This window comes from Corynebacterium sp. AOP36-E1-14 (assembly GCF_052377495.1).
Lineage (GTDB): Bacteria > Actinomycetota > Actinomycetes > Mycobacteriales > Mycobacteriaceae > Corynebacterium.
The window spans coordinates 1-20505 of the sequence record NZ_JBQSWV010000011.1 but is presented as its reverse complement, the minus strand read 5'-3'; the positions used below and the strand labels follow the sequence as shown (position 1 = coordinate 20505).

At 67.0% G+C, this 20505-nt stretch carries 13 protein-coding genes; 5 read left to right on the top strand and 8 right to left on the bottom strand.

The features are described from left to right. Window positions 1-9: 9 nt before the first annotated feature. From ACT3TD_RS06820 to ACT3TD_RS06810, 3 genes are all read right to left on the bottom strand, one after another. Complete coding sequence (locus ACT3TD_RS06820; RefSeq protein WP_441588145.1) at window positions 10-2685, bottom strand: glycoside hydrolase family 65 protein; 2676 nt, start codon at window positions 2683-2685, stop codon at window positions 10-12. Between the two features lie 77 nt (window positions 2686-2762). Beyond that, window positions 2763-3482 carry an HAD family hydrolase gene (locus ACT3TD_RS06815; RefSeq protein WP_301443181.1) on the bottom strand — a complete coding sequence of 240 codons (720 nt, stop codon included), beginning with the start codon at window positions 3480-3482 and terminating at the stop codon, window positions 2763-2765. A 229-nt stretch (window positions 3483-3711) separates the two neighbouring features. Continuing rightward, window positions 3712-5907 carry a malate synthase G gene (locus ACT3TD_RS06810; protein WP_441588144.1) on the bottom strand — a complete coding sequence of 732 codons (2196 nt, stop codon included), beginning with the start codon at window positions 5905-5907 and terminating at the stop codon, window positions 3712-3714. 443 nt (window positions 5908-6350) lie between these two features. Here ACT3TD_RS06810 and aceA point away from each other — a divergent pair, with 443 nt between their 5' ends. Then, window positions 6351-7643: an isocitrate lyase gene (gene aceA, locus ACT3TD_RS06805; RefSeq protein WP_301443179.1), complete on the top strand. Its 1293-nt coding sequence runs from the start codon at window positions 6351-6353 to the stop codon at window positions 7641-7643. 101 nt (window positions 7644-7744) lie between these two features. Here the strand turns inward: aceA and ACT3TD_RS06800 are convergent, their stop codons facing one another. Further along, a complete protein-coding gene (locus ACT3TD_RS06800) occupies window positions 7745-9013 on the bottom strand; it encodes an MFS transporter (protein WP_441579645.1) in 1269 nt (422 codons plus the stop codon). 70 nt (window positions 9014-9083) lie between these two features. Here ACT3TD_RS06800 and ACT3TD_RS06795 point away from each other — a divergent pair, with 70 nt between their 5' ends. Continuing rightward, a complete protein-coding gene (locus ACT3TD_RS06795) occupies window positions 9084-10049 on the top strand; it encodes a GlxA family transcriptional regulator (protein ID WP_441579644.1) in 966 nt (321 codons plus the stop codon). Between the two features lie 29 nt (window positions 10050-10078). Here ACT3TD_RS06795 and ACT3TD_RS06790 read toward each other — a convergent pair whose 3' ends face one another. Together ACT3TD_RS06790 and lpdA are read right to left on the bottom strand one after the other, a co-directional pair. Further along, the gene (locus ACT3TD_RS06790) at window positions 10079-11191 is read right to left on the bottom strand and encodes a hypothetical protein (protein WP_441579643.1); all 1113 of its coding nucleotides are present in this window, start codon (window positions 11189-11191) and stop codon (window positions 10079-10081) included. A gap of 284 nt (window positions 11192-11475) precedes the next feature. Continuing rightward, a complete protein-coding gene (gene lpdA / locus ACT3TD_RS06785) occupies window positions 11476-12900 on the bottom strand; it encodes a dihydrolipoyl dehydrogenase (RefSeq protein WP_444614796.1) in 1425 nt (474 codons plus the stop codon). Between the two features lie 447 nt (window positions 12901-13347). Here lpdA and ACT3TD_RS06780 point away from each other — a divergent pair, with 447 nt between their 5' ends. Both ACT3TD_RS06780 and ACT3TD_RS06775 read left to right on the top strand, forming a co-directional pair. Beyond that, window positions 13348-14739 (top strand): alpha/beta hydrolase, encoded by a 1392-nt coding sequence (locus ACT3TD_RS06780; protein ID WP_441579641.1) that lies wholly within the window; start codon window positions 13348-13350, stop codon window positions 14737-14739. Between the two features lie 22 nt (window positions 14740-14761). Further along, a complete protein-coding gene (locus ACT3TD_RS06775; RefSeq protein ID WP_441579640.1) occupies window positions 14762-16027 on the top strand; it encodes a hypothetical protein in 1266 nt (421 codons plus the stop codon). On the opposite strand, the gene ACT3TD_RS06770 is transcribed toward ACT3TD_RS06775, so the two are convergent. Then, window positions 15984-17222 (bottom strand): MFS transporter, encoded by a 1239-nt coding sequence (locus ACT3TD_RS06770; protein ID WP_441588141.1) that lies wholly within the window; start codon window positions 17220-17222, stop codon window positions 15984-15986. The genes ACT3TD_RS06775 and ACT3TD_RS06770 overlap by 44 nt on opposite strands. 72 nt (window positions 17223-17294) lie before the next feature. Here ACT3TD_RS06770 and ACT3TD_RS06765 point away from each other — a divergent pair, with 72 nt between their 5' ends. Then, window positions 17295-19391 carry an acyl-CoA dehydrogenase family protein gene (locus ACT3TD_RS06765; RefSeq protein ID WP_441579639.1) on the top strand — a complete coding sequence of 699 codons (2097 nt, stop codon included), beginning with the start codon at window positions 17295-17297 and terminating at the stop codon, window positions 19389-19391. Between the two features lie 881 nt (window positions 19392-20272). Here ACT3TD_RS06765 and ACT3TD_RS06760 read toward each other — a convergent pair. Then, on the bottom strand, window positions 20273-20505 hold a 233-nt coding region (locus ACT3TD_RS06760; RefSeq protein WP_444614797.1), incomplete at its 5' end, for a hypothetical protein.

The following is a 20505-nucleotide window of genomic DNA, read 5'->3' as shown; positions in this document are numbered from 1 at the left end:
ACGCGCGGCTCACGCGCGCAGCAGCGTCTCCCCGGTGACCGTGACCGGCTCGGGGCCGACCATGGTCTCCTGGCCGCACACCGTGATCGGGCCCACGACCTCGGGATCCTCGTCGGTGGTGTGCAGGGTGACCTCCCCGTCGGCGACCGTCACCTGGATGATCCGCCCACGCAGGGTGATGCGGTACTCCAGGGCGCCCCACTCCTCGGGCACACGCGGGTCGATGCTGTACTGCCCGTAGTTGTCGCGGAAACCACCGAAGCCGTAGACCAGGCAGCTCCACACCCCGCCGCACGAGGCGATGTGCACGCCGTCGGGGGTGTTGCCGTGCAGGTTGTTGAGGTCGATGAACAGGCCGCGGTGGAAGAAGTCCATCGCCTTGTCGTGCAGGCCCAGCTCGGCGGCCATGATCGACTGCACCACCGCCGACAACGAGGAGTCGCCCGTGGTCAGCCGGTCGTAGTAGTCGTAGTCGCGCAGCTTGGTCTCCGCATCGAACTGGGAGCCCTGCAGGAACAGGGCCAGCACCACGTCCGCCTGCTTGAGGATCTGGTACCGGTAGATCGTCAGCGGGTGGTAGTGCAGCAGCAGCGGACGCTTCGGCCCGACCTCCGGGTCGTCCAGGCTCCACAGCTGGCGCTGCATGAACTGGTCGTCCTGCGGGTTCACCCCGGTGGTCTCGTTGAAGGGGATGTACATGGCGTTGGCCGCCTGGTCCCACAGGTCCAGCTCGTCCTCGCTGAGTCCGGTGCGCCGCAGCATGTCACGGTAGGCACCGGGCCGGTCGGAGCGCATCTGGCGCACCACCTCGGCGGCCACACGCAGGTTGTACTGCGCCATGACATTCGTATACAGGTTGTTGTTCACCACGGTGGTGTACTCGTCGGGGCCGGTCACCGAGTGGATCTCGAAGCGGGTACCGGAGTTGTTGAAGAACCCCAGCGACATGAAGAACCGGGCCGTGCCGACCAGGATGTGGATGCCCTCGTCCAGCAGGAAGTCGGTGTCACCGCTGGCGTAGATGTACTTCATCAGCGCGTAGCTCACGTCGGCGTCGATGTGGTACTGCGCAGTACCCGCTGCGTAGTAGGCGCTGGACTCGTGGCCGTTGATCGTGCGCCACGGGAACAGGACGCCGTCGTGCGAGAGCTCCAGGGCACGCGCACGCGCGGCGGGGAGCATCTTGTAGCGGAAGCGCATCGCGTTCCGCGCGAACTGCGGGTTGGTGTACGTCAGGAACGGCATCACGTAGATCTCCGTGTCCCAGAAGTAGTGCCCGCCGTAGCCCGAACCGGTCAGCCCCTTGGCCGGCACACCCTGGGTCTCCGCCCGCGCCGAGGCCTGGATGAGCTGGTAGATGTTCCAACGCACCGCCTGCTGGAGCTCCGGCTGACCGGGGATACGCACGTCCGAGCGCTCCCAGAAGTCGGCGAGCCAGTTCTTCTGGTCCTCCTGCAGTCGCTCCAGCCCCACCGCCTTGGCCCGGTTGATCGTGCGCGCACAACGGAACGCCAGTTCATCGGCGGCGACGTGGCGCGAGGAGTGGTAGGAGATGAACTTCTCCAGCCGCAGCTTCATGCCCTTGCGTCCGGCCATGTGGTAGACGACCCGGGCGACGTCCTCGCGCAGTTCGGTCTGCACCTCCACCCCGGGGACCGGGTGGTCGCCGGCGTCGTCGGTACCGCTGAGCTGCATCTTGTGGTCCATGCTGACCGCCACGGTCATGCCGGAGTGGTTGATGCGGTAGCCCAGCGTGACCCGCTCGTCCTCCGGCTGCGCCTGGTAGGTCGGGATGAAGACCCGCTCCTTGAACTGCTCTGCCTTGCGCGGGTCCGCGCCGTCGCCGACTGCCCCGCCACCGGTACCGACCGGCCCGTCGGCGGTGGTGCCGGTGTGGTCGATGACGGTGGAGTACTCGTCCTCCCCGTCCTGCCGGTTGAGGATCTGCGACGACACCACGACGGCCGCCGGGGCGTCCAGCAGCTCGATCTCGGTGCTGGTCACCATGAGGTGACGCTCGGTGAAGCTCACCATGCGCTCGTTGGTGACCCGCACCCGCTTGCCGGACGGCGTGCGCCACACGAAGCTGCGGCGCAGCACGCCGTCGCGGAAGTCCAGGCCGCGCGAGTAGTCCTCGATCTCGTTCTGCGACAGGCGCAACGGCTCGTCGTCGACGTAGATGCGCACCGTCTTGGCATCCGGCACCTGCACGATCGCCTGGCCCTCGCGGGCCAGTCCGTAGGCGTCCTCCGCATGGGAGATCGGCCAGGTCTCGTGCACCCCGTTGATGAACGTGCCGTGTTCGTCGGAGTCTCGGCCCTCCGGCGGGGTGCCGCGCACGCCGAGGTAACCGTTGCTCAGCGCGAAGTGGCTCTCCGTGAGCCCCAGGGACGTGCGCTCGGGACGCTTCTCGTACCAGCCCCACTCGTCGACGGGGTTGTTCTCGCGGTCGAGCCCGGTGGTGGGGTCGGTGTCGTGGTGGTGCTGGTCGGCGCGGTAGCCCGACGGGAACAGGCCCTCACCGTCGATCTCACCGACTGCGCTGGCCGCGCTGGCGCTGTCCGCGGTGTCGATCGGACGGTTGACGACGGATGCCACCCGTCGGCGTTGGTCGAAGAACCGCTCGAGGGCCGTGTCCGTGCCCCCGTTGGTTCCGCTGCCGTCGGTCGCGTCGTTTCCGCTCATCGTTGCTTGTCTCCGGTTTCCTTGCATGTCAGGTGGTCAGGTGTTCAGCGTGGGGTCAGCGTGGGGTCAGCGCAGGATTAACGCGGGACGAGTTCGGCGAGGTCGGACACGACGGTGTCCGCGCCGGCGTCGAGCAGCGCGGCGCGTCCGGCACCACGGTCGACGCCCACGACGAGGCCGAAGTCCCCGGCGCGTCCCGAGGCTACGCCGGACGTGGCGTCCTCCACGACGACGGCGCGCGACGGGTCCACGCCCAGGGAGGACGCGGCGAAGGCGTAGGTGTCGGGCGCGGGCTTGCCGGCCAGGCCCTCCTCCGCGGCGACGTTGCCGTCGACGATGAGCCCGAAGCGGTCGATCAGCCCGGCGGCGGTGAGGACCTGGCGGGCGTTCTTCGACGAGCTGACGATGGCGATCTGCGGGGCCTCCGGCGCCGCCAGGGCGTCCAGCAGTGAGACGGACCCGGGGTAGGCGTCGATGCCGCGGTCGAGGGCGCGCAGGAAGTCCTCGTTCTTGCGCAGGCCGAGGCCGGTGACGCTCTCGTCCGAGGCGGTGGCGGTGTCGTCGTCGCCGAGGGGGAGTTCGATGTCGCGGGAGGCCAGCAGGCTCTGCACCCCCTCCACGCGGGAGCGTCCGTCCAGGTACCCGTAGTAGTCCTTCTCCGTGTACGGCTCGGCGTCCCGGGCGTCGAGGTACTCGGTGAACATCGTCCTCCACGCCGCGCGGTGGATCTCCGCGGTGGGTGTGATGACGCCGTCGAGGTCGAAGAGGACCGCGTCGTAGGTTCTCAGGTCAGGCATCCTGGGCAGACTCCTCGGTGGGTTGGTTGTGGTGCTCGGCTGGTGCACAGCGTGTACTCGGGTGGCCTATCCTAGTGCCCCCGCGGGCCCACCGCCGGACAACGGTGTGCACCACCCGCGACCTGCGCAGAGGACGGGAACACCCCAGGGTGACTCCCCCTTTCGTGAAGGGGAACCACCCTGGGGTGATCAGGTCAGGCTGTCGCGCCTGTCAGGAGTTTCAGGCCTGTCAGGCGATGCCGTTCTTCTCCTTGTACTCGCGACGACGCGCGTGCAGGATCGGCTCGGTGTAGCCGGCCGGGGACTCGGTGCCCTTGAACACCAGGTCCTTGGCGGCCTGGAAGGCGACGGAGGCCTCGAAGTAGTCGGCCATGTTGTTGTACTCCGGGTCACCGGCGTTCTGGCCGTCGACGATCTTCGCCATGCGCTGCAGGGCGTCGGTGACCTCCTGCTCGCTGACGACACCGTGCTTGAGCCAGTTCGCCAGGATCTGGGAGTTGATGCGCAGCGTGGCGCGGTCCTCCATCAGGTCGACGTCGTGGATGTCGGGGACCTTGGAGCAGCCCACACCCTGCTCGACCCAGCGGACCACGTAGCCCAGCAGCGACTGGCAGTCGTTGTCGACCTCCTGCTTGATCTGCTCCTCGGTCCAGTCGGCCGCGGGGTGGACCGGCAGGGTGAGGATGTCGCCGAGGGTGTCGCGGCGGCCGTCGGTGAGCAGCTTCTCCTGGACGGCGAAGACGTCGACCAGGTGGTAGTGGGTGGCGTGCAGGCTGGCGCCGGTCGGGGACGGGACCCACGCGGTGGTGGCGCCCTCCTTCGGCTGGCCGATCTTCTCCTTGATCATGTCGGCCATCAGCTCGGTCTTGGCCCACATGCCCTTGCCGATCTGTGCCTTGCCGGGCAGGCCGTGGGCCAGGCCGGCGTCGACGTTGTTGTCCTCGTAGGCGATCTTCCAGGCGGCGGTCTGCAGCTCCGGCTTGCGGACCACGGGGCCGGCGAGCATGGAGGTGTGGATCTCGTCGCCGGTGCGGTCGAGGAAGCCGGTGTTGATGAAGGCCAGTCGCTCGGAGGACGCCGCGATGCAGGCGTCAAGGTTGGCGGTGGTGCGGCGCTCCTCGTCCATCACGCCGACCTTCAGGGTGTTGCGCGGCAGGCCGAGCAGATCCTCGACGTCGGAGAAGAGCTCACCGGTGAAGGCGACCTCCTCCGGGCCGTGCTGCTTCGGCTTCACGATGTAGATCGAGCCCTTGCGGGAGTTGCGGCGCTGGTTGTCCAGGTCGGTGCCGGGCACGGCGCAGGCGGAGGTGATGACCGCGTCCATGATGCCCTCGAAGATCTCCTCGCCGTCGGCGTCGAGGATGGCGGGGTTCTGCATCAGGTGGCCGACGTTGCGGACGAAGAGCAGGGAGCGGCCGTGCCGGCGCAGCTCCTCGCCGTCGCGGCCGGTGTAGGTGCGGTCGTCGTTGAGGGTACGGGTGAAGGTCTTGTCGCCCTTGGCGACCTCCACGCTGAGCTCACCGGTGTTCAGGCCGAACCAGTTGGTGTAGCCGAGGGTCTTGTCGGTGGCGTCGACGGCGGCGACGGAGTCCTCGAAGTCCATGATCGTGGAGACGGCGGATTCCATGAGGATGTCCTTGACCCCGGCGTTGTCGTCCGACCCCACCGGGTGGGACGGGTCGATCTGGATCTCGAAGTAGAGGCCGTTGTGGCGCAGCAGGACGCCGGTCGGCGCGTCCTTCTCACCGGAGAAGCCCGCGTAGACCTCGGGCTCGCGCAGGTGGACGTCCTTGCCGTCGATGACGGCGACGAAACGGCCGGACGCCACGTCGTACTTCTCGACGTCGGCGTGGGAGCCGGACTCCAGGGGGACGGCCTGGTCGAGGAAGTCGCGTCCCCAGGCGATGACCTTGTCGCCGCGGACCTTGTTGTAGCCCTTGCCCTTCTCCGCGCCGTTCTCCTCGGAGATGACGTCGGTGCCGTAGAGCGCGTCGTAGAGCGAACCCCAGCGTGCGTTCGCCGCATTGAGGGCGAAGCGGGCGTTCAGGATCGGCACGACCAGCTGCGGGCCGGCGGTCTCGGAGATCTCCGTGTCCACGTTCTGCGTGGTGATCTCGAAGTCGCCGGGCTCGTCGACGAGGTAACCGATCTCCTTGAGGAAGTCCGTGTACTGCTCGGCGTCCTGCTCCCCGGGGTGCTCGGTGTACCACTGGTCGAGCTTGGTCTGCAGCTCGTCACGCACGGCGAGCAGCTCGCGGTTGCGCGGCGTGTGCTTGGCGACGATGTCGCCGAAACCAGCCCAGAACGTCTCCGCGTCGACGCCGATGCGGGGCAGAACCGTGTCGGTCACGAAGTTGTAGAGGGTCGCGGAAACCTGGAGGCCTCCGGCCGTGACCCGTTCCGTCTGCTGGGACTGTGACGTCATTGACTGCTCCTTCGTAAAGATGGGACTCGCATGACGGACGCCGGTGGGACGCCCGTCGCTGTAGGAACCACACTAGGTGAGCCACGTCACCGGCGACGAGCAACCACGGGTACCGGCGGGACCGTCACCCCCACAGGTGGGAATATCCGGAGAGGGTCGGCGGGAGCGATGACCGCTACGTAGGTACCCCTTACGTGACGAAGGTCGCACGTAACCCCTGCAAGTGGACCATGCCGCCCACATCGTGAGAAGTTTTGTCCCGCATATAGAGAACAGGGGTGAAGTGGTTTTCGCGCTACCCCCGGTGTTACCTGGAACACCCAAACCCTTTGACGTGCCCTTTTCCATCGGTATCCTCAAATGCAGCCGACCCGGGAGATCGCCAGCCGGGTGCAGCGCCGTTACCGCCAATCTCTCACCACTTAAAGGGAGTGACTACTTACATGTCGAACGTCGGACAGGCACGTACCGCCGCCGAAATCCAGAAGGACTGGGACGAGAACCCCCGCTGGAAGGGGATCACCCGCGATTACACCGCCGAGCAGGTCGCCGAGCTCCAGGGCACCGTCGTCGAGGAGCACACCCTCGCCCGCCGCGGTGCCGAGATCCTGTGGGAGGGCGTCAACCAGGGTGGCGACTCCTACATCAACGCCCTCGGTGCCCTCACCGGTAACCAGGCCGTCCAGCAGGTCCGCGCCGGCCTGAAGGCCGTCTACCTCTCCGGTTGGCAGGTCGCCGGTGACGCGAACCTCTCCGGCCACACCTACCCGGACCAGTCGCTGTACCCGGCCAACTCCGTTCCGGCCGTGGTCTCGCGCATCAACAACGCCCTGCTGCGTTCCGACGAGATCTCCCGTGTCGAGGGTGACGACTCCGTCGACAACTGGCTCGTCCCGATCGTCGCCGACGGTGAGGCCGGCTTCGGTGGCGCCCTCAACGTCTACGAGCTGCAGAAGGCCATGATCAAGGCCGGCGCCGCCGGTACCCACTGGGAGGACCAGCTGGCCTCCGAGAAGAAGTGCGGCCACCTCGGTGGCAAGGTGCTGATCCCCACCCAGCAGCACGTCCGCACCCTGAACTCGGCCCGCCTGGCTGCCGACGTCGCGGACACCCCGACCGTCGTCATCGCCCGTACCGACGCCGAGGCCGCCACGCTGCTGACCTCCGACGTCGACGAGCGCGACGCCAAGTTCCTCACCGGTGAGCGCTCCGCCGAGGGCTACTACTACGTGCAGAACGGCATCGAGCCCTGCATCGCCCGTGCGAAGTCCTACGCTCCCTACGCGGACATGATCTGGATGGAGACCGGTACCCCGGACCTCGAGCTCGCCAAGAAGTTCGCCGAGGGCGTCCGCGAAGAGCACCCGGACCAGCTGCTGAGCTACAACTGCTCCCCGTCCTTCAAGTGGTCCGCCCACCTGGACGACGACGAGATCGCCAAGTTCCAGAACGAGCTGGGCGCGATGGGCTTCAAGTTCCAGTTCATCACCCTGGCCGGCTTCCACGCCCTGAACTACTCCATGTTCGATCTGGCCCACGGCTACGCCCGCAACCAGATGAGCGCCTTCGTCGACCTGCAGAACCGCGAGTTCAAGGCAGCCGACGAGCGTGGCTTCACCGCCGTCAAGCACCAGCGCGAGGTCGGCGCCGGTTACTTCGACCGCGTCGCCACCACCGTGGACCCCAACTCCTCCACCACCGCCCTGAAGGGCTCCACCGAGGAGACCCAGTTCTAGTAACTGGTTCCCCGTCCTGACGGACGGGAACGGTAGGCCACACGACACCGGCCGGTCAGCAGAGATGCTGACCGGCCGGTGTCGTTGTGTGCGGGGAGGCTTCAGCTCTGCGCTCCCACGACCTCACGCCCCACCCTGCTGCGTCGAATACACAGACACAGAAGCGCCCCAACGCCGCAGAGCGCCGCGGCGCTGAACCATGCGCCGTCGTAGCTCCCGGTAGTATCCCGAATCATCCCGGCACCTGCTGCCGCGACTCCTGCACCGACCTGGTGACTGGCGAAGACCCAGCCAAACACCACAGGGCCAGAGTCGCCGAAGTGCTCCCGACACAGAGCCATCGTCGGTGGCACGGTCGCCACCCAGTCGAGGCCGTAGAACACGATGAATGCCCATAGCGGCGGTTCCACGACCGGCCCCATCATCATCGGCAGCAACAACAACGATATTCCGCGCAGCCCGTAGTAGGCGACGAGAAGTATCCGAGGATCAATCCTGTCGGTCAACCACCCGGAGGCCAGCGTGCCGATGATGTCGAATATCCCGACCAGGGCAAGCAGGCTGGCCGCAGTCGTGGCAGGCATGCCGTGGTCGTGGGCGGACGGGACGAAATGAGTGCCGACCAGGCCTACCGTGGTCGCCCCGCAGACCGCGAACGTCCCGGCGAGCAGCCAGAACTCCCTACTCTTGCCCGCGAGCCGCAGACTCCCCAGCGCCGTCAATGCGGGACGGGCCGCAGCGACGGTGTCTCGGGAAGAATCGGGGTTCTGGCCATAGCTGACAAGCCCCACGTCCTGCGGTCGGTCCTTGAGCAGCAGGAACACGACCGGCGCCGCCAACACTGCTGCAGCAGCGATTACCAGGGAGGCGGCCTGCCAACTGTGCCTATTCGCCAGGTGCGCCAGCAGAGGCAGGAAGACGAGTTGCCCGGTCGAGCTTGCCGCGGTGAGAACACCTGAGACCAGGCCACGACGCTGCGTGAACCACCGTCCGGATACCAACGCGGCGAAGGGCATGGACACCGCACCGGTGCCTGCCCCGATGAGAAGACCCCACAGGACCCACAGCTGCCAGGGTTCGCTGACGAACACCGACAGCGCGCTTCCGATTCCGACCACAGCCAGAGCGACAGCAGCAACACGGTGAACACCGAACCGTTCCATCAGGGACGTGGCGAAGGGCGAGAAGAGTCCGAAGAGCAGGAGATTGAGTGACACCGCACCACTGATGGTGCCGTGGGACCAGCCGAATTCGCTGTGGAGCGGATCCATGAGTACGCCGGGTGCCGAGCGAAAACCCGCGGCCGCGAGCAGCGCCACGAATGCGACCACGACGGTCAGAGGGAACCAGAAGGAGTGTCGTTGAGCCATGAGCCCATTCTTTCGATGTGAAACCCTTCTGCCTATTGGCAGGAAGGCCAATATGTGTAAGGTTTTGGTCATGACACCGCGCCACCATGTCGTAGTCCTACTTCTGCCTCCTGTCATCGGGTTCGACGCAACCATTCCCCCGCTCGTCTTCGGCAACGCCCGGAACGAGGCCGGTGAGAAGCTCTATCGGGTTTCCGTGTGCTCCGCGGACCCCGGCCCCGCCACATGCGCAGATGGATTCGCTCTGACCCCAGGATCCGAGACCGACGCGCTGAAGACCGCGGACACCGTCGTGGTTCCCGGCACGATGCGCAGCAGCGTACGCAAGGATGGACGACTTGATACCGCTGCCCGTGCCGCATTCGACCTCATTCCGGGCGACGCGCGCGTGATCTCGCTGTGCACCGGTGCCTTCGGGCTGGCCGCCGCAGGCCTCCTGGATGGACGACGGGCAACAACACACTGGCAGACGGTGGCTCAGTTCCGTCGCCTCTACCCACAGGTCCACCTCGAGGAGTCTTCACTCTTTCTCGACGAGGGAATGGTCATGACCTCGGCGGGACTGTCCGCAGGCCTTGATCTCTGCCTTCACGTCATTCGCAGCGATGCCGGATGGAAGACTGCCAACGATGTCGCGCGTCACTGCGTCACCCCACCCCACCGCGACGGGGACCAATCTCAGTTCATCAAGTGGCCGGTTCCCACACAAGGGAATACCGGAACGACCGCAACTCAGGAATGGGCGCGGGGTCGCCTCAGCGAACCGTTGACTGTGCAGCAGCTCGCCGGGCATGCCCAGATGAGTTCCCGGACGTTCGCCCGCCGTTTCACAGAAGAAACCGGGGCCTCTCCTGCCCGGTGGCTCGCACGGGAACGGGTCCGTCGGTGCCAGGAACTGCTGGAATCCACCGACCTCACGGTCGACACGATCGCCCAACGCGTCGGGTTCGGAACCGGGGCCACCCTCCGTGCACGTCTGCGGGCAGAGACGGGAACGACGCCGAGCAGCTACAGGCGTCGCTTCGCGAGAACCTGACCCAGAGGAAGGTCACCGGCCATGCCCCGCTACCTGTTCTTCCTGCGGAAGCGTGTCGGGGGCTTGTCCTCGTAGAGGCCGGTGATCTGACGTCGGATGTGCTCACGCCGGTTGTAGGTGGCCTCGCGGATGGCCTCGTCATCGTCGAAGCTGGAACCGATCGCCCCGGCCATCGTGCCCAGCGACGCCGTCAGCCAGGCCAGCTTCGCGTAGCCCCACGGGAAGGGTTCGTCGCTCACCTGGGCGCGGAAGTAGTTCGTGTCCACGATGACCACCGAGAGCACGAGCAGTGCGATGAACACGGTGGTGTAGATCATCGCCGCGGCGATGAGCACCGTGCACAACGTGGCACGGTTGTCCATGCGTGCACGCCACGCGGCCACGCTGTCCGCCTCACGGTCGGGCCACCGGTTCCAGAGGCCGTTGTGGTAGACCAGCCAGAACGTCAGCGCGCCCACCGCGAAGATGCTGATGACGAACATGCGCAGCAACGAGATCGTGTGGGACATCTGCCACATCGACCCGTAGAAAATGCCGTAGGCGCCGGTGGCGACACCGATGGCCAGGCAGCCGGTGAGCACGCGGTAGAGCACCGCCGGACGGTTGCCCGCGACCATCCCCAGCAGAAGCCGCAGGGACCTCCCCCACCCGTCGATCACGCGGGTGGAGTCCGCCTCGGCGTCACCGCCCTCGATGTCGCTGGTGTCGGTGACGTCCTCGAGGATGCCGGCGCCGGCGGGTTTGCCCTTGAGCAGACGGCTGAGCTCCTGCCGCAGGCCCTCCTGGGCGCGCAGCAGACCGAAGGCCGGCAGGCAGAGCATGGTGACACGGCCCCGGTTCACCGTCTGGCTGATGACCGGACGCCGCGTGGTCAGCGGCAGGTCGGTGACGTAGACCATCCGGTCCCAGCCGTGGCTCTCCATGATGCCGGTGGAGCTGTCGGCCAACCGGACGCTACCGTCCAGGCCCATGGGCAGGGTGCTGGTGCGTACCTCGACCCGCGGCAGTCCGAGGGCGGCGAGGTCGTCGTCGGTGAGATGGGTCTCGTCCGGGTCCACCCCGAGCTTCTCGAGCACCTTGCGCACGCGTTTCTCCGGCAGCCCCCGGTCGACCATCACACCGACGGTCATCACCTTGCCCATGCCCGGCCCCCTGCCTGGCTCCGTACCTGCCCCAGCACATGCTCCATGATCGGCCAGTTTCTCCTGCCTCCGAACGTCCCGACGTATTGGCGTGAATCGTACCTGTCCGCGACCGCCCGCGTGGCAGGCATGTGCACCGACGGTCCCGTGCAGCCTCATCACTCAGCCGACCCGCACGCCCGTGGCCACCCCGTCATGGAAAACACCCTCCCAGGTAGGCGTTCGCGGTGAAACGCTGCCTGGGAGGGTGAGGATCCTGCACCTGGTAGGTGCGGGAGGGGGAACTACAGGTTGATCATGTGACCCATCGTGCCCTCGGCGGCCTCCTTGATGGCCTCCGACAGCGTCGGGTGGGTGTGGACGTTGCGTCCGATCTCCTCGGCCGTGAGGTCGAAGCGCTGCGCCAGCGTCAGCTCGGGCAGCAGCTCGGAGACGTCCGGGCCGACCATGTGCCCGCCGATGAGCTCACCGTACTCGGCGTCGACGACGATCTTCACGAAGCCGACACCCTCGTTGAGGCCCATGGCCTTGCCGTTGGCGCTGTAGGGGAAGGACGCGACCTTGATCTCGCGACCGTTCTCCTCGGCCATCTTGCGGGCGGCCTCCTCCGTGTAACCGAAGGACGCGACCTGCGGGGAGCAGAACGTCGCGCGGGGCATGTTCATGTAGTCGCCCAGTTCCTGGGTCTCCACGTCCGCGATGGTCTCGGCGGCCACCACGCCCTGCGCCTCGGCCACGTGGGCGAGCTGCAGCTTGGCGGTGACGTCGCCGATGGCGTAGATGCCGTCGACGTTGGTGCGCATGCGCTCGTCGATGTCGATGGCGCCACGCTCGGTGAGCTTCACACCGGTGTTCTCCAGGCCGAAGCCCTCCACGCGGGGGGCGAAGCCGATGGAGACCATGACCCGGTCGGCCTTGATGGTCTCGGACTTGGAGCCGTCGGCGGTCTCGATGTCGACCTCGACGCCGGCGTCGCCACCGAGGTCGCGCACGGCGGTGGTCTTGTGCCCGGTCTTCAGGTTCACACCGAGCTTCTTGTACTGCTTGGCGATCTCCTTGGAGACGTCCTTGTCCTCGTTGGGCAGGACGCGGTCCATGAACTCCACGACGGTGATGTCGACGCCGAAGTTGGCCAGCACGTAGGCGAACTCCATGCCGATCGCGCCGGCGCCGATGACGACCATGGACTTCGGTGCGTTCTCGTCGAGGATCTGCTCCTCGTAGGAGACGATGTTGCCGCCGATCTCGACACCCGGCAGGGACTTCACCACGGAGCCGGAGGCGATGATGGCGTTGTCGAAGGTGATGGTCTTGCCGGCGTCGTCGCCGTCGGTGACCTCCACGGTGTGGTCGTCGGTGAACGAGCCGAGACCGTTGATCTCGGTGATCTTGTTCTTCTTCATCAGGTAGTGGACACCCTTGACGATGCCCGCGGACACCTTCCGCGAGCGCTGGTGCGCCACGGAGTAGTCCATGCTGATGTTGTCACCGGAGATGCCGAAGGTCTTGGCGTCGTGGGTGAGGATGTGCGAGATGTCCGCGTTACGGATCAGCGCCTTGGAGGGGATGCAGCCGACGTTCAGACAGACGCCGCCCCAGTACTGCTTCTCGATCACTGCGGTCTTCAGGCCCAGCTGTGCCGCACGGATGGCGGAGACATATCCGCCGGGGCCCGCACCGATTACTACTACGTCATAATGTTCAGCCACGTGGTCAAGGATACGACTTTTCGGGCGGGACGTGCAGACCAGGGGCACCGAAGGGACTGTTCCCCGACAAAACAACAGGTCAGGGAGGTCACCGGACCTACAGGAAGCGGACGACGAAGTCGGTGACCATGGACAGGAAGTTGTTGATGTTTCCGCCGAGGACCTCGTTGGAGCTGACGATGAACTGGTCGATGGGGGCGAGATTCACGGTGGTTCCTCTTTCACGTGGGGACGCCCCGGGCCGGTGCCCGGGGACGGTTTCGGACACCAGCATAAACGGCGGGAGGTCCGGTTGCGCTACGTCCGACGGGGATCCGGTCACCGGAACGGGTAACGGTACCCCCGCCCGGCGCGTTTTCGTTTGGGAAATCAGGCTTCAGGGTTACACGGTGCACGTCCACCGGCTAAGCTGTCGAGGTCTGACCCCACTGACTTCTTGAGGACCGAATGAACAAGCGCGCCATCGCACGCGTGACGGCTGCTGCCGTCGCGACAGCCCTGCCCCTGTCCGTCATGAGCGTGCTCGGCGCGGGTCCGGCGTTCGCCGGTATCGCCCAGCCGGACGTGGCCTCCGCCTCTGAGGACAGCGGCGACGGCCGCCCCGCCTCCGAGTTCCGGAACACCGCCACGGTCAACAACCCCTTCCCCACCCGCGAGGCGGCCGAGGGTGAGAACTACGTCGAGGAGTCAAAGGCCGCCTGGCGCGACTACGTCTACCACGCGGAGGCGGGCGTCAGCGAGACCGACCCGGACGACACCTGGGAAGCCGGCGAGCGCTACGGCCGCATGGAGGAGCGCATGGTGCACTCCAAGGCGATGAACCGCGACATCCCCGTCGTCACCATCCGCGCCAAGGAGGATCCCCAGAACGCTCCCACGATCTACCTGCTCAACGGTGCCGACGGCGGCGAGGGTGCAGCGAACTGGCTGCGCCAGACCAACGCCGTGGACTTCTACGGCAACCAGATCGGCAACGTCAACGTGGTCATCCCCATGGAGGGCGCGTTCTCGTACTACACCGACTGGCAGGAGCCGAACGCGACTCTCGACAAGGGCGGCAACAAGCAGGCCTGGGAGACCTTCCTGGTCCAGGAGCTGCCCGGCCCGATGGAGACCGCACTGGGAACCTACAACCCCAACCGCTCGATCATCGGCATGTCGATGACCGGATCGACCACCCTGGTCTACGGCGAGAAGTACTCCGGTTTCTACGACTCCATCGGCGCTTACTCCGGCTGCGCGGCGACCTCCGGCGAGGCCGCCCCCACCGTGGAGATCGTCCTGGGCCGCGGCAACGCCACCTACGAGCAGATGTGGGGTGACCGCAACGGCCAGGTGGCCCGCGACAACGACGCCCTGGTCAACGCCGCGGACCTCAAGGACCAGCACAACGTCTACGTCTCCACCTCGACCGGCCTGATGGGCGAGCACGACGTCTCCTCCGGCGACCGCCTCAACGGCATGGTCATCGGTTCCATCGTCCCGGCGACCGAGGGCGGTGTGATCGAGGCGGCCACGAACGCCTGCACCCACCTGCTGAAGTCCACCACGGACGCCGCGGGCATCACCCAGGAGTCCAACAACCTGGTCTACAACTTCCGCAACACCGGCACGCACCAGTGGGGCTACTGGCAGGACGACATGTTCGACGCCTGGCCCACGATCTCCGAGGGCCTGTTCCCCGGCGGCGGCGCCAACGCCGTCGCGCAGCGGGACGCGGCCAAGGCCGCCTACCTCGAGGACAACCCGGGTGCCGGTGCCGCCGGTTCCACCCCGGTCTCCTCCCTCCCCACCTGGGACGAGGTCACGGCGAACGCCGAGGAAGCCGACGACGAGTAGTCGACGCCGTCCCACAGGTGCCGTGAGAGCACTGTCCGCCGCCACCCTCGTGGTGGCGGTTTCCGGTTATGCGGTCATCGTCGTCGCCGGCCGCGCGCTCGACACGGTCGGCTACGAGGTCTTCGCCGTCTTCTGGGGGCTCTTCTTCGCCCTCGCCGGCCTCATCGACGGTCTCCTCCAGGAGACCACCCGCTCCGTCGCGGCCCGCACCACCGCCGCAGGACGCACCGGGCAGGCGCCACGCGCCGCCGCAGCGTCCTCCGTCCGCCCGATGGCGGTCGCGGCGGGCCTCGCCGTCGTCGTCGCCACGGTCGTCGCGGCGTCCGGCCCGCTGTGGGCGGGACGTATCCTGCCGGACGGGTCGGGCCTGGCGGGCGCCGGCGTGGTGCTGATGGCCGTCGGGTTGGCGTCCTACACGTTCCAGGCCGCGGTCTGCGGCCTGCTGTCGGCGGCGATGCGCTGGACCACGTTCGCCTGGCTGATCAGTGTGGACAGTGCGGTGCGCATCGTGCTGGCGCTGATCGCGTGGGCGGCGGGCTGGCAGCTGTTGGCCTTCCTGCTCGTCACGGTCGTCGGCGCGGCGACGTGGTTGGGGCTGCTGCTCGTGTCCCCGTCGAGCCGGCGTCTGCTGCACGAGGTCGGGGACGTGGGCACCGCGGAGTTCCTGCGGCGCACGTGCAAGGCGATGCTGGCGTCCGGCGCGAACGCGGTGCTGATCACCGGTTTCCCCGTGCTGATCACGTTCACCTCGGGGGCGGACGTCTCCCCCGGTGCCTTGGCCGCGGTGATCACCGCGGTGACGCTGACCCGTGCGCCGCTGCTCGTGCCGCTGCAACGTTTCCAGCCGGCGCTGATCGTGCACCTGACAGCGCACCGCGACCGGGTGCTGCGCGCCTGCGTCCTGCCGGCGACGGTGATCGTGGCGACGGCCGCGGTCGGCGGCGTGGCGGCCTACGGGCTGGCGCGTCCGCTGATGCTGCTGTTCTTCGACGAGGAGCTGGTCAGTTCGCCGGTGGTGCTGGCGGCGTTGACCGTGGCGTCGGCCTCGACGGCACTGCTGATGGTGACCGGCTCTGCAGCCCACGCCGCCGAACGCCACTCCCTGTACCTCGCGGGGTGGGCCGTGGCGACCGTCGCGGCCGTGGCGCTGCTGTCGGTGGACGCCTCACCGGAGGTGCGGGCCGTGCTGACCCTGGGACTAGCCCCGCTGACGGGCGTGGTCGTGCACGTCGTGGCGCTGACGCTCAGTCGGCCTGCGCGGGAATGTTCTTCCGCGAGAACACGGTGACGATGACCAGGAAGACCACGGCCACGACCACACCGGCACCCAGCATCACCGGGTAGCTCAGGTTCGCCGAGAGGCGGGTGAGGATCATCGGGAAGAAGAAGCCGATGTAGGTCAACGTGTAGTAGGCGGCGGTCAGGCCGGCCAGGTCGTCCGGCCCGGCGATGCGCTGGACCTCGGTGAGGCCGCTGATCAGGCACAGGCCGTAGGCCGCACCCAGGATGATCGCCACGACGATCGCGCTCCACACGGCGATGTCGCGGGACGCCACCGCGGCCACCGCCATACCGACGATCACGAGCACCAGCGCCACGATCGGGCCGCGTGCGTTGTAGCTGGTGTTGATGCGCGGGCCGAACTGCTGGATCGTGAAGCCGGACGCCAGGGCGATCACGGTGAGCAGCCCGGAGAACGCCACCGGGCTGCCGACCTGGTCCTGGACCAGGCGGGGCGTGATCGCGTAGGCCACGCCGGCGGCGCCGAAGACCCAGGGGGCGATCGGTGCGACCACGGTGAGGAAACGCGGGTGGCGGATGGTGGGCACCAGGATGTCGGACCAGAACGAGCCCTTCACCTTCAGGTGCGCCGACTGGCGGGTCTCGGGCACGGTCATCAGCCCGGCGAGGGCGACCACCGAGATCAGGCAGTGCACGATGTAGGGCAACTGGCCGGGGATCGGGCCCCACTCCGCCAGGACGCCCGCCAGGCCGGCGCCGAGGCCGAAGCCGGCGGTCAGCGACATCGTGGCGCGTTTCGCACCGGCCGACGGTGCCACGCCGGGCTCGAAGGTGGGGGTGGAGAGTTCCTTGATCCACGAGCCGCCGACGGACATCGCGATGCCCACGGCGAGCCCGGCGAGGATGCGTCCGATGAACATCACCGACTCGGTGGTCTCCCCCAGCGCGATGAAGACGCTGCCGAGCAGGGCGATGGCCGGGGACGGCAGCATCACGACCTTGCGTCCGAAACGGTCGGACAGCGGCCCGCAGATCAGCAGCCCGGCGACGATGCCCACGGCGTAGGAGACGAGCAGTGAGTCGACGAAGACGTCGCTGAACACCGCCTCCTGGCGGTAGAACACGAGCATCGGGGTGGCTTCGTTGCCGCCCCACGCCACGCTGAAGACGGCGAAGGCGACGAAGAGCCATGCCCGGGAGTAGGCGGGTGAGGTCCGCGTGGTGTGCTCGTTCTCGGTCATGGTGTCTCATCGTAGGAGGTGACCGGTCGCGTCCGCTCACTGAGGACCCGGTTCCCGCTAATATGTAGTGGTATGGCACACACTGAGAAGGCCCTCGACACCACTGAAATCGCCGCGAGCCTCACCCGCCGTGGCAACGAACGTCCCGCCAAGTTGCGTGACCGGGCGGACCGCGCCGTGCGTGAGGCCGTCGCCGCCGAGCTCCAGGAGGTCCTGGACGGCCGCTGGGCGGACGTGAAGAACGAGACCCGCGCCCTGATCGTGGAGAAGGACCTGCACCCGGACGACACCCTGGGACTGGACGAGGCCCGCGAGCGGACCCTGTCGCAGATGCACGACATGCTCTCGACCGGCGCCCCGCGCGGGACGTTCCGCACCGACCACGGCGGTACCGGCGACATCGGCGCGACGCTCTCGGCGATCGAGTCGGTGGGTGGCGCCGACCTGTCGCTGATGGTGAAGGCCGGCGTGCAGTGGGGCCTGTGGGGTGGTGCGGTGGAGAACCTCGGCACGGAACGCCACATCCCCCTGATCAAGGACATCATGGAGCTGCGGACGTTGGGGTCGTTCGCGATGACCGAGCGTGGGCACGGCTCGGACGTGCAGTCGGTGGAGACCACCGCGGTGTACGACCGGGAGACCGGGGAGTTCGTGATCGACACACCCACGGCCTCGGCGGAGAAGTGGTACATCGGCAACGCCGCCAAGCACGCCCGCATGGCCGCGGTGTTCTGCCAGCTCTACACCCCGGACGCCGACGGCGAGCTGGGCGAGTCCCACGGCGTGCACTGCATCGTCGTGGAGGTCCGCGACGAGGACGGCAAGGCGAAGCCCGGCGTGGGCATCGGCGACCACCTGTACAAGGGCGGTCTGAAGGGTGTCGACAACGGCACCTTCACCTTCGACCAGGTGCGCGTGCCGCGGGAGAACCTGCTGAACCGGTTCGCCGACGTCTCCGAGGACGGCGAGTACTCCTCCCCCATCGAGTCGGTGGGTGCCCGTTTCTTCACGATGCTCGGGACGCTGATCCGTGGACGCATCACGGTGGGTGCGGCGTCCGGCGCGGCGGCGCGCTCCGGGTTGGCGATCGCCACCGGGTACGCGAACCTGCGGCGTCAGTTCGCCCCGGACGACGGGCTGCCGGAGAAGAAGCTCATCGAGCACCGCAAGCACCGTCTGCGTCTGATCCCGCTGATCGCCCGGACCCACGGTCTGCAGCTGACCTCGAACCAGCTGATCGCCCGCCTGCACGACCTGGAGGGCGCGGGCATCGACCGGACGGACATGACCAAGGAGCAGCGGTGGGACCAGCGTGAGCTGGAGGCCCATGCCGCTGCCGTGAAGGCGGCGAACACCGACCATGCGATGCGGGTGCTGCAGGAGTGCCGTGAGGCGTGCGGCGGTGCCGGCTACATGGCGGAGAACCTGCTGACCACTTTCACGGCGGACGCGGACGTGTTCACCACGTTCGAGGGCGACAACGTGGTGATGATGCAGCTGGCGGCGAAGGAGCTGCTGACCGGCTTCTCCCGCGAGGTCGGGGACCTGAAGCCCCTGGAACTGGTGCGTTTCGGCCTGGACAACTTCGGCACCCTGCTGAAGCGCCGGACGGCGGCGGACACGCTGATCCAGAACCTGGTCGACTCGTTCACGGACAAGGAGGAGACGTCCCTGTTCGACCCCGCCTACCAGGTGGAGTTGTTGACGGAGCGCGAGGACCGTCTGCTGATGTCGCTGATCCGGCGGATCAAGCCGGCGCAGAAGATGAGCACGGAGGACGCCGCCGACCTGGTGGACAAGGCCCAGGACCACCTCCTGGAGTGTGCGTGGGCGCACGTGGACCGGATCATCCTGGAGGCGATGCTGGAGGGCGAGGCACAGCTGGCGGACGGCCAGGCCAAGGAGGTGATGGAGCAGGTGCGTGACGTGTTCGTGTTGAGCATCATCCACGAGCACAGCGGCTGGTACCAGGAGCAGAACCTGTTGACCGGTACGCGCACCAAGGCTGCCCGGGCCGCGCTCAACGACCTGGTGGACTCACTGGGGCCGTGGTCGCAGACGCTGGTGGACGCCTTCGCGGTCCCGGAGAACATCGTGGGCGTGCCGTTGATGACGGACTACGACGACATGGTCCTCCGGGCGAAGACGCATCCGGCCGCGGAGTCCTGACGGCGACGTCCGGCCCGGCACCGGGCCGGACGATAACGATGGGGTAACGACGTTCACTACACCGAACGTAACCACCCCCGTGGTGAACAAGATTTATGCACCTGACGGGGTTCCACTCACCCCCGATCGAAGCCCCGCAAGATCGTTATCTCTTCGTGACGTAACACCCGGCAATGGGTGTCCGTTACTGTTAATAGTGCGCCACAGAGCCTCATCAGCTCGCTTCGGCGCATGACCATACACGTTCCTTCGAAAGGTAACTATCATGCTGGATATCATCGGAACCATCGTCAACGCCGTCGGCACCTTCTTCACCGACGCCATCGAGCTGGTCACCGGCTCCATCGCCGGTAACTAATCAAGCATCCGGCCCCCGCAAGGGGGCTGTGAGCTTTTCCCCGCCCAACCTCACGGTTGGGCGGGGTTTTGGCGTTTCGCCGGCCACTCCAGCAGCGTCACGCAACTCAAGTCTGACGGGCTTTCCACCCTTTCACCAGACCCCACAAGTAGGGGCCTATATTTGACTACAAAGATGCTCCCCGGGCGATACCGGAGCGTTATAGTTCTCCCTGTGCCCCACGGACTGTACGGTCCCGCACGGCGCGCATCGTATACGTCCTATCGAAAGGTATCCCATCATGCTTGGTATCCTCACCACCATCGTCGAGACCATCGGCGGCTTCTTCACCGCCGCCATCAACCTGGTCACCGGCTCCATCACCGGCGGCGGCGCCGGCGACGACGTCATCTAGTCTGCCGCCTCGGCAGCAATGACACGGCCCCCGCCCCGGCATCGCCGGGACGGGGGCCGCTCGCCGTCCGCAGCCTCTCCAGATATTTTCGTTTTATGACGTAACAGACCTCGCCGACGGTCGATGTACCTACTGAGAGCGCAACGGAGCCACTCCGGCACCACGGCGCACCACCACTTCAATCGAGAGGTAATCACCATGCTTGACATTGTCGGCCAGATTGTTGACGCCATCGGCACGTTCTTCACCAGCGTGATCGGACTCGTTACCGGTTCCATCACCGGTAACTGACATTCGGTAGCCTTCGGCAACGGAGGCGCGGAAGCGAAAGCCCACCCAGCAGGCGCTGGGTGGGCTTTCGT

What these genes read in the sequence shown, in the direction of transcription:
- ACT3TD_RS06820 (WP_441588145.1), bottom strand. Translation starts at nt 2,685, where the DNA reads ATGAGCGGAAACGACGCGACCGACGGCAGCGGAACCAACGGGGGCACG.
- ACT3TD_RS06815 (WP_301443181.1), bottom strand. Translation starts at nt 3,482, where the DNA reads ATGCCTGACCTGAGAACCTACGACGCGGTCCTCTTCGACCTCGACGGC.
- ACT3TD_RS06810 (WP_441588144.1), bottom strand. Translation starts at nt 5,907, where the DNA reads ATGACGTCACAGTCCCAGCAGACGGAACGGGTCACGGCCGGAGGCCTC.
- aceA (WP_301443179.1), top strand. Translation starts at nt 6,351, where the DNA reads ATGTCGAACGTCGGACAGGCACGTACCGCCGCCGAAATCCAGAAGGAC.
- ACT3TD_RS06800 (WP_441579645.1), bottom strand. Translation starts at nt 9,013, where the DNA reads ATGGCTCAACGACACTCCTTCTGGTTCCCTCTGACCGTCGTGGTCGCA.
- ACT3TD_RS06795 (WP_441579644.1), top strand. Translation starts at nt 9,084, where the DNA reads ATGACACCGCGCCACCATGTCGTAGTCCTACTTCTGCCTCCTGTCATC.
- ACT3TD_RS06790 (WP_441579643.1), bottom strand. Translation starts at nt 11,191, where the DNA reads ATGGGCAAGGTGATGACCGTCGGTGTGATGGTCGACCGGGGGCTGCCG.
- ACT3TD_RS06780 (WP_441579641.1), top strand. Translation starts at nt 13,348, where the DNA reads ATGAACAAGCGCGCCATCGCACGCGTGACGGCTGCTGCCGTCGCGACA.
- ACT3TD_RS06770 (WP_441588141.1), bottom strand. Translation starts at nt 17,222, where the DNA reads ATGACCGAGAACGAGCACACCACGCGGACCTCACCCGCCTACTCCCGG.
- ACT3TD_RS06765 (WP_441579639.1), top strand. Translation starts at nt 17,295, where the DNA reads ATGGCACACACTGAGAAGGCCCTCGACACCACTGAAATCGCCGCGAGC.